General features: G+C 69.3%; 2 protein-coding genes (1 of these 2 cut by a window edge). Both read right to left on the bottom strand.

Annotated features, from left to right (window positions below; all coding sequences use genetic code 11):
* Positions 1–35: 35 nt before the first annotated feature.
* Positions 36–290 (bottom strand): MbtH family protein, encoded by a 255-nt coding sequence (locus AC4AMJ_RS04200; protein WP_489896820.1) that lies wholly within the window; start codon positions 288–290, stop codon positions 36–38.
* Positions 287–14,075: the 3' portion of a non-ribosomal peptide synthase/polyketide synthase gene (locus tag AC4AMJ_RS04195; RefSeq protein WP_489917341.1), read on the bottom strand. 11,156 nt of this gene lie beyond the right edge of the window; 13,789 of the gene's 24,945 nt are visible here — the last part of the coding sequence; its start codon lies beyond the right edge, outside the window — the gene reads right to left on this strand; it ends in the stop codon at positions 287–289. Before AC4AMJ_RS04195 ends, AC4AMJ_RS04200 begins: the two co-directional genes overlap by 4 nt.

The following is a 14,075-nucleotide window of genomic DNA, read 5'->3' as shown; positions in this document are numbered from 1 at the left end:
TGCAAGCGTTATCGCGGCGTCATGCACCCGCGACGTCACTCCGCCGATGCCCCGCCGGACGTCTGACTCGACGCCACAGCATCGCCCTCCATGGCATCGACGAGGCTCTTCGGGCGCAGGTCGGTCCAGTTCTTCTCGACGTACTCCAGGCACGCGGCGCGGCCGTCTTCGCCGAACACCCTGGTCCAACCGGCGGGGATGTCGGCGAAGGTGGGCCACAGCGAATGCTGGTTCTCGTCGTTCACCAGGACGTAGAACCGTCCGTTCTCGTCATCGAAGGGGTTGGTCATACTCGATCCTTTCCGTAGGAGACGTTGCTGTCGTCACCGTGGCGGCCCGGGCCGCCACGGTTGAGCCAGTCGTCGAGCGCCGGCCCGATGACCTCGAGCGCCGCCGCATTGGCGAGACCGAGGTGGTCCGCATCGACGTCGACGTTGGCGATCGGTCCCGAGACGTAGGGCTCCCACCCGCGGGCCACCGCACCCGGGTCCGCCTTGTCCCGGGTCGCGGTGAACACCAGCAGTGGCCCGTCGAAGGAGTCCGGCCGGAAGTCGGCCACCAATGCTTCGCCGGTGGCGAAGCTGTCCATCACCCATTGCACCTGCTCGGCCTCCAGCAGGCCCATCGAGGCGATCTGCTGCCGGATCACCTCGGCGACCTCCTCGGCGCTGTCGGCGTGGACGCTCTCGTCCAGATCGAACAGGTCACGCCAACCGCCCAGGAAGTCACCGACGAAGTCACCGCCGAGCGCGACACCGACCGGCGCCGGTTCGTCGGGTGCGGCCGCGACCGGTACGGGCGAGGAATCCATGACGCCGAGGAACGCGATCTCCTCGCCTTCCGCGGCCAGGCGGGTCGCGATGGCGTAGGCGACATAGCCACCGAGCGACCAGCCGAGCAGGTGATATGGCCCGTGGGGCGACACCCGCCGGATCTCTTCGAGGTAACGATCGGCCATCGCCTCGATCGACCGGGCGCTCGGTTCGCCGGAGACGACATGCGGGTCCTGCAGTCCGTACACCGGGCGATCGGTCAGGTAGGGCACGAATCCGCCGTAGAACCAGGCGAGGCCGCCCGCCGGGTGGACACAGAACAGCGGTGGCCGCGACCCCTGTCCGTTCAAGGTGATCAGCACCTCGCCCGCCGCCGTGACCTCGCCGCGCAGCCGCGCAGCCAGCCCTCGCGGTGTCGGATCGTTGAACAGCCAGGCCAGTTCCGGGTCGTGACCTCCCTCGCGCAGCCGGGCCAGAACCTGCGTCGCCGACAGCGAGTTGCCACCCAGATCGAAGAAGCTCTGTGTGACACCCACCCGGGCCACGCCCAACACCTCCGCGAACGCGGCGGCGACGGCTTCCTCCGCCTCGTTGTCCGGGGCGACGTACTCATCGGCCACGGCGTCGATCACCGGCGCCGGCAGTGCCCGCTTGTCGAGCTTGCCGACCGGCGTCAACGGCAGGGCGTCGAGAACCGCGATACTCGCCGGCACCATGTGCGACGGCAGTCGCCGACCCACATGGTCGCGCAGCGCCGCGATGTCGGTCGCCGGGTCCGCCACGACATAGCCCGCCAGTGCCGTGGCAACCGAGCCGCCCACGCCGAGCACGACCGCCGACTCGACGGCCGGATGCGATGCCAGCACGGCCTCGATCTCGCCCAACTCGATCCGCAGTCCGCGCAGTTTCACCTGATCGTCGGTACGCCCCGCATACTCGAGAACCAGATCTCCGGCGGAGCCGAATCGCCATCGGACGACGTCACCGGTGCGGTACATGCGATCCCCCGCAGCCCCGAACGGATTGGCGACGAACCGCTCTGCCGACAGTCCCGGCCGGTCGAGATATCCGCGCGACAAGGCTCCGCCGACGGCATAGAGCTCCCCCGGGACGCCGACCGGAACCGGCGACATGCGCTGATCCAGGACGAGCAGGCCGACGCCCGCGAGCGGACCGCCCAGCCGGACGGGCCGTCCGGCATGCATCGGCTCGCTGAGCGTGATGCCGATGGTGGTCTCGGTCGGACCGTACAGATTCTGGATCCGCGTGTGCGGCGACCACGTGTCGACCAGGCCGGGTGGGACCGCCTCACCACCGGCCATGAGCGCCTGCAGATCCGGCAGCTGCCGCGGATCGAGCGTCGACAACACGGTCGGTGTCAGGAACGTGTGCGTGACCCGATGCTCACGCATGAAGTCCTGTAGCACCGCGCCGCCCACCGCATCGGTCGGTCGGTACGCCAGCGTGCCGCCGTTGATCGTCGCGAGGAGGTACTCGAGGACCGATGCATCGAAACTCGGCGATGCGAATCCCAGCACCACGGGGTCCTCGCCGACGTCCAGGCGACGCGTCTCCTGCGCGGCGAAGTTCGCCAGGCCGGAGTGGGTCACCGCGACGCCCTTCGGCCGACCGGTCGAGCCCGATGTGTAGATCACGTACGCGACATTCTCCGGGCGGACCCTGCCCAGGATCTCCGTGGGGCTGATCTCTTCGTCGCCGAACATGTCGAGTTCCGCGCCGATCTCGTCGCTGTCGAGTCGCACCCATGCGAAGCCCTGATCCGGCAGCTCTCCGGTGGCGGCGGTCAGACCCAGGATCGCCCCGGAGTCCTCCACCATCGTGGCCACGCGTTCGGCCGGGTAGTCGGGGTCGATCGGCACGTAGCCGGCGCCGGTCTTGGCGACCGCCCAGATCGCGGTGAGCAGTTGCGCCGACCGCCCGATCGCCAGCGCCACCAGCGACTCCACTCCGATGTCCCGCGAGATCAACCAGCGCGCAAGACTGTTCGACCGTGCGTCCAGTTCGGCATAGGTCAGTGCGACACCGTTGCCGTCGACCACCGCGATCCGGTCGGGGTGCGCCCGAGCGGCGTCGCCGAACATCGTGGCCAGCAGCCGCGCGGGCGTGCCGTCACCCCCGGACACCGGCGTGAGCGACCCCACGGACCGGGGCGCGAGCAGCCCTATGTCCGCGGTCAGTGTGTCCGGTCGCGTCGCGACCGTGCGCAGGATCTCGGTGAGCGCGTCGATGAAGACCTGGACCTGCTCGGCCTCGAACGCATCCGGCAGATACTTCAGTGTCAACGAGATCCGTTCTCCGGCAACCGGAGAGGTCGACATGTTCAGCGGATAGTGAGTGGCGTCGGTGCCCTCGAAGTCCAGGATCTCCAGACCGCCGGTGAGCGATGCGTCCGTGGTGGACAGGGAATCGGAGTCCACCGGATACGACTCGTGCACGGTCAGGGTATCGAACAGCGCACCGGTCAGGTCCGGCCGCAGCGCGGTCAACTGCGGCAACGTCAGATGCTGGTGATCGAGCACCGACACCTTCGCGGCCTGCAGCCGGGCCAGAACCGCCGAGATCGGGGCGTGTGGATCGACGTCCACCACCGCCGGCAGCGTGTTGATGAACAACCCGACCATGGACTCCACCCCCGCGAGTTCGGCCGGCCTGCCCGACACCGTCTCCGCGAAGGACACCACCCGGTTGCCGGTCAACCGCGAGAGCAGCACCGCCCAGGCGAACTGCAGCACGGTCGCCACCGTCGCCCCCTCGGCGCGGGCGACGGCATCGATCCCGGCGGTCAGTTCGGCGTCGAGGATCACCGAGAGGTCCTGCGGCAACGAGTCCCCTGTCGCGACAGCGCCCGGCGCCACCAGCGTCGGTGCCTCGACCGGCGCCAGCACCTCACGCCATGCGATCAGGCCCGCCGAGTCGTCGGCGGCGGCGATGTGTCGGAGGTAATCCTCGAAATCGCCGTCCCCACCACCGATCTGAGAAGTGTAGGTGTCGCCGGTGGCGTACAGCGCCAACAGATCCGCCAGCACGAGCGGACCCGACCAGCCGTCGATCAGGATGTGGTGATTGGTCACCACGAGATGGGCGGTGTCACCGTGGCGGACCACGGCGAAGCGCATGAGCGGCGGCCGTTCGAGATCGAAGGGTTCGCGCCGCTGCGCGTCCGCCACCATCCGGATCCTGGCCTCGATCAGGCCGTCGGTGTCCTCGACGGTGTCGTCGATGCCGGTGTCCTCGATGTCGGTGTCGATCAGTTCCCACGGCACCTCGACCGTGCCGGGGACCACCGCCACCACCGCACCGCTGCCGGTGCGGACGAACCCGGACCGCAGGGCGCGATGGTGGGCGAACAGGGCTTGTGCGGCGGTGTGCAGACGCGCGAGGTCCACCTCCCCACCCAGCTCCAGGATCGACTGCACCACATAGACGTCGACGGACGGTGTGTGGCTGCCCGAGGCCAGTTCGGCCTCGAAGTGCAGCCCCTTCTGCAGCGGCGACAACGGCCAGATGTCCGCACCGGGGAACCGCTGCGCGAGCGTGTCGAGGTCGTCCTGGGTGACGGCGGTCCCCGGCACATCCGACGGGGACTGGCCCGGGCTCCCGACGAGCGAAAGATGGTCGACGATCGCGACCAGCTCGCGGCGCCAGCGCGCCGCGATGTCGGCGGCATCGTCCTCCGACAGCACGGATCGGGCGAACAGGAATTCCGCCGACAGTTGCCGGCCCTGCTCGTCGGCGCGGGCACCCACGTTCACGGTCAGGGAATTCATCGCGGTCATCGCACCCGACACCGTCGCCGGCAGCACGGGTGCGCGGGTGTCGGCCATGAACGGGACGGTGACCTCGTCGGCGGCGCCGGCGCGTGCTCCGGCACCGAGGAAGTTGAAGCCGATGGACGGCAACGCCGTGTCGGCCAGCTGAGCGTGGTCGCCGAACCGCAACAGCCCGAACCCGACTCCGCGATCGGGCTGTGAGAGCCGTTCCTCCTTGGCGGCCTTCACCGCGTGCACCACATCGTCGGCGGGATCCAGGCTGACCGGCGCGATGGTGGTGAACCATCCCGCGGTGCGGGACAGATCAGCGGTGCGCGGATCATCGCCGCGCGCCAGCACCTCCTCGTAGCGGCCGTGACCTTCCATGAGAACCGACACGGGATTGTCGTCGGCGATCCCGGCCTCGCGCTGCCACGACCGCACCGCCCTCGCGAGGCCGGCCACCAACGCGTCGTTGACATGCCCGGCGTACGCCTGAGGCACCGCGGTGAGCAATGCCTCCGTGGTAGCCGCGTCCACATCCACGGTGACCGAGCCGACCGTCGAGAACTTGTCGCGGTCCCGGTCGAACCCCACACCGAAGGAGGCGGGCTCGCGATCCACACGGGCCGACCAGTACCCCACCTCGCCGGCCCGATCGGACGCCCGATCGGCCAGTGCGGCATGCCAGGCCCGGGCGGAGGTCACCTCCGGGCGGACACGGGCCTGCTGACCCGCCTGCAACTGGCCCCACACGGTGATCATGTCCTCGATCACGATGGGCCACGACACCGCGTCGACACCCAGATGGTGGATCGCCAGCACCACCCGGGCACCGTCGACCCCCGAGACGAGCATCGCCGACACGATCACCCCTGTCGACGGGTCCAAGCTGCCCAGCGCCTCCTCGTGCGCGACGCGCAGGGCGTCCGAGAAGTCCGCCGAGCCGACCCCCGCGTCGACGGTCACCTCATCGGCCACACAGCCCGGACCACAGCCGATCGAGTACGTCCACTCCCCGGAGGCCCCGGTGAGTCTCGCCGACAGCATCGGATGCGCCTCGACGACGACGTCGAGCACCGTGGTCAGCATGTCGAGGTCGAGCCCGTCGGGCGCCACCAGCACCATCGCCTGCGAGAAGTCGGCGAAATCGGCTGCCGAGTCCGACAACTCGGTCATCCACGCGGCCACCGGGGGCATCGTGATCCGGTCATCCTCGTCGCCGGCCGGCTCGGCCAGCAGCGGCAGCCGGTCCCCGCCTGCAGCCACCGCCTGCGCCATCGCCCGGACGGTCTTGTGTTCGAAGATGTCGCGTGGGGACACCGCGAATCCCGCCGCCCGGGCCGCCGACGACAGCTGGATCGCGAGGATCGAGTCTCCACCCAGCGCGAAGAACGACTCCGTCACGCTCACCCGGTCGACCCCGAGCACACCGGCCATGACCCGGGCCAGAGTCTCCTCCGCCGACGATTCGGGTGCCACATGGTCCTCGCCACCGCTGTCGAGTTCCGGCACCGGCAGCGCACGCCGATCGAGTTTGCCGTTCGCGGTCAGCGGCAACTCGCCGACGGGCACGATGATGCCGGGCACCATATAACCCGGCACCGCCCGAGTGACCGTGTCCCGCACGACCTGCGGATCGATCGCCGCTCCTGGTGCGGCGACCACATACCCGACCAACTGCTCACCGCGGCCCGCCAGTTCGATGACGTTCGCGGCGGCCGCCGTCACCCCGTCCACCCCGAGCAGCGCCGCCTCGATCTCCCCGTACTCGATGCGGAAGCCCCGCAACTGGACCTGTGCGTCACCGCGCCCGAGGTATTCGATGTCACCGCCGACCCGACGGGCCAGGTCGCCGGTCCGATACATCCGGCCACCCCGCGCATCGAACGGGTTCGCGACGAACCGCGTCGAACTCAGGCCCGGGCGACCGAGATAGCCCTGCGCCAATTGGCCGCCGGTGACGTACATCTCGCCGACGACGCCCGGCGGGACCGGATGCAGCCGGTCGTCGAGGATATGGATCGCCAGCGAGTGCAACGGCCGGCCGATCAGCGACGCATCACCGGCCGCGACGAGCTCACGGTCGAGCGGGCGGAAGCTGACGTGCACCGTCGTCTCGGTGATGCCGTACATGTTCACCAACTGCGCGGTGTCGGCCGGATGGTCGCCGTACCATCGCCGCACCTGCTCGAATCCGAGCGCCTCGCCACCGAACACGATGTACCGCAACGGTAGATCCACCGGGTTGCGGCGTCGGGCATCGATCAACTGGTAGAACGCCGATGGTGTCTGACTCAGCACCGTGACGCGCTCGGCGGCGAGCAGATCCACGAATGCATCGGGATCTCGTGCGAGACCACGGTCGACGATGACCAGTCGGGCCCCCGACAGGAACGGGCCCCACAGCTCCCACACCGAGAAGTCGAAGGCATAGGAGTGGAACATGGTCCACACGTCCGTCGGCCGGAACTCGAAATCACCTGCTGCGGTGTCCATCAGGGTCACCACGTCGCGGTGGGTGATCTCGACTCCCTTGGGCTGACCGGTCGAGCCCGAGGTGTAGATCACATACGCCCGTGCGGACGGCGACACCGCCGCCGACGGCACATCGCCGTGAGCACCTGCGCGGGCCAGGTCATCCACGTCGGCGGCCGCCACCGACTCGGGCAGCGCGCCGAACAGCTCGTGGCCGGCCGTCGCGGCATCGGTGATGATGGTCTCGACTGCGGCGTCGGACACGATGAACGCCAATCGATCTGCCGGATTGGTGGTGTCCAGGGGCAGATACCCCGCGCCGACCTTGAGGACGGCGACGATCGACACCGCGAGGTCGACCGTGCGGGCGGTGGCGATACCGACGAGATCACCGGGGGCGACCCCGCGGGACACCAGCGCCGAGGCCACCGCATCGGACCGGCGGTCGATGTCGGCGTAGGACAGCGACGTCCCGTCGGCCGTCACCGCGGTCCGGTCCCCATGTCGATCGACGGTCGCCCGGAACAGATCGACCAGGCTCGCATCACCATGCTCCGTGTCGAGCACCGGCGCCGGAAGTGCCGACAGCACATCGGCTTCCGAGTTCGACAGCATGGGGATGTCGCCGACCACCACGCCCGGATCGGCTACGCAGACGCCGAGAACCCGCACGAAGCGTTCCGCCATCGCGCGGATCGTCGCGGCGTCGAACAGATCGGTGGCGTACACGATCTGCGCGGGCCAGGCCGCATCGTCGGTTCCACCCGCGATGCCGAACGTGAGGTCGACCTTCGCCGGCGTCTGGGGCGCCTCGACCGGCGAGATCTCCAGACCCGCCACCGTCGTCGTCTCGACTGCCGAGAACTCGGGCAGCGTGTTCTGATGGAAGGTCAGCAGCACCTGGGTCAGGGGTGCGAACGCCTCGGACCGCACCGGGTCGAGATGCTCGACCAGGGTCTCGAACGGCACGTCCGCATGCGCGAACGCATCCAGATCGGTCACCCGGACCTGATCGAGGAGCCCCGCGAACGACTGTGCCGGGTCGATTCCGGTCCGCAGGACCAGAGTGTTGACGAACATGCCCACCAGCGCATCCAGTGCGCGCTGTCCTCGACCCGCGATGGGCGTGCCCACCGCGATGTCCGAGCCGGCCGAGAGCCGGGCGAGCATCACCGCGAGACCAGCGTGGACCACCATGAACGGCGTCACACCACGGTCATGGGCCACGGCGGCGATCCGGGCGACCACGTCGGCCGGGATCTCGAAGGCCACGTGGTCGCCACGTTCGGACGCCACCACCGGCCGAGGCCGGTCGGTGGGCAGCTCGAGCACGTCGGGCAACTCGCGCAGCGCCGACGACCAGTATGCCAACTGTTGTCCCACAGGCGATTCGATATCGTCGGCCGATCCCAGCACATCGTGCTGCCAGATCGCGAAGTCGGCGAACTGGACGTCGAGCGGCGCAAAGTCGGGCTCGGCACCGTCGGCACGGGCGGCGTAGGCGGTGACGAGATCGGCGACCAACGGCGCCATCGATTCACCGTCGGCGGCGATGTGGTGTGCCACCAGACCGAAGACGAACTCACCCTGGCCGACACGCCAGAGGCGGGCCCGCAGCGGCCAGTCGCTGGTGACGTCGAAGCCGGTGGTCACCGCGGTCTCGAGGTCAGCGGCCGATGTCACCTCGGCCCAGTCGATGTGCTCGCCGACCCGGTCGGCGGACGCGATCACCTGGACCGGGACGCCGTCGACCGCAGGGAAGGTCGTCCGCAGCACCTCGTGGCGCACCACGACATCGACCAGCGCAGCGCGCAACGCCGGCACATCCAGGTCACCCACCAGGCGCAGCAGCACGGGGACGTTGTAGGTCGCCACCGACGGGTCGAACTGGTTGATGAACCACATTCGCAACTGCGCGAACGACACCGGGATCCGCTCGGGACGTGGCACCACGGGCACCACCGGTGCCAGTCCGGCGCCGCGGCCGGCAACCGAGGCGGCGAGGGCGCGCACGGTGGGCGCCTCGAACACGTCACGGACCGAGACGTCGACGCCGAACACGTCGGCGACGCGCGCCGCCACCCGGGTCGCCGACAACGAGTTGCCGCCGATGTCGAAGAAGCTCTCCACGACACTGACCTCATCGGCTCCCAGCACGTCGGCGAAGACCTGCGCCACGGTCTGCTCGCGGTCGCCGTCCGCGGGCACGAACTCCCGACCACCCTCGATCACCGGCTCCGGCAACGCACGCTTGTCGAGCTTCCCGACCGGGGTCAACGGCAACGCGTCGAGTACGGCGATACTCGCCGGGACCATGTGGGACGGCAGATGCGCACCGACATGGGTGCGCAGCTCGGCGGGGTCGACGGCATCGCGCAGGACCACATAGCCCGCGAGCGCGGTGGCCACCGAACCCCCGACACCGATCACCACCGCGGACTCGACCGACGGGTGGGCGGCCAGCACCGCCTCGATCTCGCCGAGTTCGATGCGCAGGCCGCGCAGTTTCACCTGATCGTCGCTACGCCCGACGTACTCGAGTTCGAGGTGCCCGGCGCCACCGCGGCGCCAGCGCACGACATCGCCGGTGCGGTACATGCGGTCACCGTCACGCCCGAACGGGTTGGGTACGAACCGGCCGGCGGTGAGATCTGCTCGCCCCACGTAGCCACGGGCCAGGCCACCACCGACGACATACAGCTCCCCGGCGACGCCCGCGGGCACCACCCGCAGCCGGGAATCGAGGACCAACAGACCCACACCGGGGATCGGGCCGCCGAGAGTCTTGGCGCGGCCGGGCAGCATCGCCTCGCTCATCGTGATCACGATCGACGTCTCGGTGGGGCCGTACATGTCGAAGAAGCCGACCCGTGGTCCCCATCGGTCCACCATCGACGGCGGCACGGCCTCGCCACCGGCCGCGAGTACTTGCAGGTCCGGCACCGATTCCGGATCCAGAGTGGCCAGGACGGTGGGGGTCAGGAAGGCGTGGGTCGCCCGCTGCTCACGGATGAACCCCGCCAACGGTTCCCCGCCGAGGGCCTCGTCGGGCCGATAGACGAGGGTCGTACCGGCTCCGAGGGCCATCAACCATTCCAGAACCGAGGCGTCGAAGCTCGGCGACGCGAAGCCCAGCACACGTGATCGTTCGGTCACCGCGAGCCGATCGACCTCCGCCCTCGCGAAGTTCTCGAGTGCTCGCGCGGTCACCTGAACGCCCTTCGGCGTACCGGTCGACCCCGACGTGTAGATCACGTACGCGACCGCGTCCACGTGCGGTGTGCCGAGCAGTTCGTCCGCGGACATCGGTTCCGGGCTCAGACCGTCGATGTGCGCACGGAACTGCGTCGTATCGACGGCGGTCCAGTCGACCTCGGAGCCCAGTGCCGAGCCGAGACTCTCGGTGGTCAGGCCCACCCGCACCCCGGAGTCGGTGAGCATGTGGGCGATACGCTCGGCCGGGTAGCCGGTGTCGACCGGTAGGTAACCCGCTCCCGTCTTCGCCACCGCCCAGATCGCGGTGAGCAGTTCCACGGACCGGCCGATCGCCAACGCCACCAGCGACTCGACACCGATTCCCTGCGAGATCAGCCAACGGGCAAGACGATTCGAGGCCGCGTCGAGGTCCGCGTAGCTCAGCGCGGCGCCTGTCGCATCGAGGACCGCCAGGCGGTCCGGGTGGTCGCGCACGGCGTCGGCGAACAGGTCCGGAAGCGGCCGGGGCGCGATGGCCGGCCCACCGGTGACCGGTGCCAGGGCGGCCGAATCCGCCTGCGTGAGCAGCTCGATGTCGCCCACCGGCACCGACGGATCCGCCACCATCGACCCGACCACACGCAGCCACGAGTCGGCGAAGCCGGCCACGGTCGATTCGTCGAACAGAGAGCGGGCGTACACGAAGTCGATGGTCATCGGCGACGCCGACGTCCGGTCGGTCACCGCCACCGAGAGTTCGAACTTGGCAACCTGATCGGGCAACTCCAGGGCCTGTGCGGTCAGCCCCGCCGCGTGCAACGCCGTCGTACCGGGATCGCCGTCGACATGCGTGAAGGCGATCTGTGCGAGCGGCGGGAAGGCCGTCGACCGGGTCGGTGCCAGTTCCTCGATCAGCTCCTCGAACTGGACGTCGGCGTGGGCGAACGCGTCGAGATCCTCGGTGCGTACCTGTGCGATGAGTTCGGCGACCGGGCGACCGGGGTCGACGATGGTGCGCAGCACGAGTGTGTTGACGAACATACCGATCAGGTCGCCGACCGCGGCGTCGGTACGGCCGGCGATCGGCGTACCGATGACCACGTCGGATGTGGCCGCCAACCGCGACACCAGGATCGCCAGCGCGGCATGCGATGCCATGAATGGTGTCACACCGTGCGCGCGGGCGAACTCCTCCAGGCCCCGGGCCAGATCGTCGGGCACGGTCATCGACACCACTCCCGCCGTCGTGGCCATGACCGACGGACGCGGCCGGTCCATCGGCAGGTCGGTCACCGACGGCAACCCGCGCAGACGTTCCCGCCAATAGGCGAGTTGGCCTGCCAACCTGCTCGACGGATCGTCGGCGCTGCCCAACGTCGTGCGTTGCCAGAGGGCGTAATCGGCGTACTGCACCGGTAGCGGCGACGCGACGGAGAAGGTGTTCTCGACGCGATTCAGGTACGCGCCCAGCAGGTCACGGACGAAGACGGCGGTCGAAGTGCCGTCGAAAGCGATGTGGTGGGCGGTGAGCACCACATCATGGGTGTCGGTTCCGGAGCGACGGATGCGGCCGCGGAGCGGAAGGTCGACGGTGACGTCGAAGCCGCGGCTCGCCGACGCGGCGAGTTCCGCCTCGTCGTCCACCACCCGCCAGTCCAGTTGCCCGCGAGCCTGTTCGGGGTCCAGAATGACCTGCGTCGGACCGTCGGCGTCGAGCGGGTAGACGGTCCGCAGCACCTCGTGACGATCGAGGACGTCGCCGACCGCGCCGGTGAGCGCATCGAGATCGAGGTCGCCGGTCAGTCGCAGCGCCATCGGGATGTTGTAGGCAGGTGAGGCAGCGTCGAATCGGTTGATGAACCACATCCGCGCCTGAGCCATCGACAGCGGTAGCCGTTGTGGCCGTTCACCGGCGACGAGCGGCACCACGGTCTGCTCGCGACCCGCGACGGCGATCACCAGATCGCGTACGGTCGGTGACTCGAACAGGTCACGCACGGACACGTCGACCGCGAGGTCGTCGGCAACCCGTGCGGCGACCCGCATCGCCGACAGCGAGTTGCCGCCGATGTCGAAGAACGAGTCGGTGACGCCGACCCGATCGGCACCGAGCACGTCGGCGAACACCGCTGCCACCGAGGCCTCGACATCGGTGGCCGGAGCAACATACTCACCGACCTCGAACACCGGGGCCGGCAAAGCCTTTCGATTGAGCTTGCCCGAGCTGTTCAGGGCCAGGTCGTCGAGCAGCATCCACACCGACGGACGCATGTACTCCGGCAGTGCGTCGGCGACCACCGCCTTGACCGCATCGTTGTCCACCGAAGCCGGTGAGACGTAGGCGACGAGCTGCCTACCGCCCGTCGGGGCGTCGGCGATCGCACACGCGGCGTGCACGACCCCGGGCGCGGAGGCGATCACCGCCTCGATCTCACCGAGTTCGATGCGCTGGCCGCGCAGCTTCACCTGGAAGTCGGTGCGGCCCAGATACTCGATCTCGCCTCGGGAGTTCCACCGCACCAGGTCGCCGGTGCGGTAGAGCCTCGACCCGGGCTCGCCGAACGGGTCGGCGACGAAGCGTTCGGCGGTCAGCCCCGGACGTGACGCGTAGCCGCGGGCCAGCTGCACACCACCCAGGTAGAGCTCACCGGGAACACCCGGCGGCACCACCCGCAGCCGGGCATCCAACACGTGGGTCGACGTGTTCCACACCGGCACACCGATCGTGACGTCGTCCGCACCGGTCACATCCACCGACGTGACGTCGACGCAGGCCTCGGTCGGCCCGTACAGATTATGGATCGCGGCGCCGGGCAGCGCCGCATGTGCACGAGTCGCCACCGAGGACGGCAGTGCCTCACCGGAGGTGAGGAGCCATCGCAGCGAGTCGATCCGCGCCAGCTTGTCGGCCGGCACCACGTCGAGGAACACCGACAGCATCGACGGCACGAAATGCACGGACGTCGCGCGTTCGGCCGCAAGGAGATCCGCGAGGTAGCCGGGCTCGGCGTGTCCGCCCGGTCGCGCGATGACCGTCGTCGCCCCGGCCATCGCCGGGCCGAACAGCTCCGGCACCGATACGTCGAAGGTGACCGGGGTCTTGAGCATCACCCGATCATCGGCAGACCACCCGAACTCGCTCAGGCACCACCGCAGTCGGTTCGTCAGTGCGCGATGTGAGACCGTGACGCCCTTCGGCCGACCGGTCGACCCGGAGGTGAACAGGGTGTAAGCGGCGTCGTCGGAACGCAACGGGGCCAGGCGATCCGCATCGGTCACCGGCGCGACGGAAACGTCGACATCTGCGGTGGCATCCACCTCGATCGCCGACACGCCCTCCCCCGTCGCCGCGACAGCTCCATCACCGGCCGCCACGAGGACGACCGCGACGCCGGCCGTCACGGTCATGTACTCCGCACGGTCGAGCGGGGTGTCCGGATCGATCGGCACGTATTGTGCGCCGGCCGCGAGGACGGCATGCACGGCGACGACCAGCTCGACCGAGCGGTGCAGCGACACACCCACGGTGACCCCGGGTCCCACACCCGCCGCGATCAGCTCACGGGCCAGCACGGACACCCGGGCGCCGAACTCCGCGTACGACACGACTCTGCCCTCGAAGACCAGAGCGGTGGACTCCGGCGTTCGGATCGCCTGGGCGGCAGCGATATCCGGGACCAGCTCGGCGGGCACGTCGACCACGGCACCCCGCGACCAGTTCTCGACGACCGTGCGTTCGTCCGCGGTCACGAGATCCACGTCGCCGACCGCGGTGGCCGGGCGGGCGACCAGCGCCGACAAGGCGGCGGTGAACCGCTCGGTCATCGTCTGCACCGTCGAACGGTCGAAGAGGTCGGTG

The organism is Gordonia sp. LMA484, from assembly GCF_058129505.1.
The sequence above is the reverse complement of the archived record's forward strand: the minus strand, read 5'-3'. Positions and strand labels throughout refer to the sequence as shown.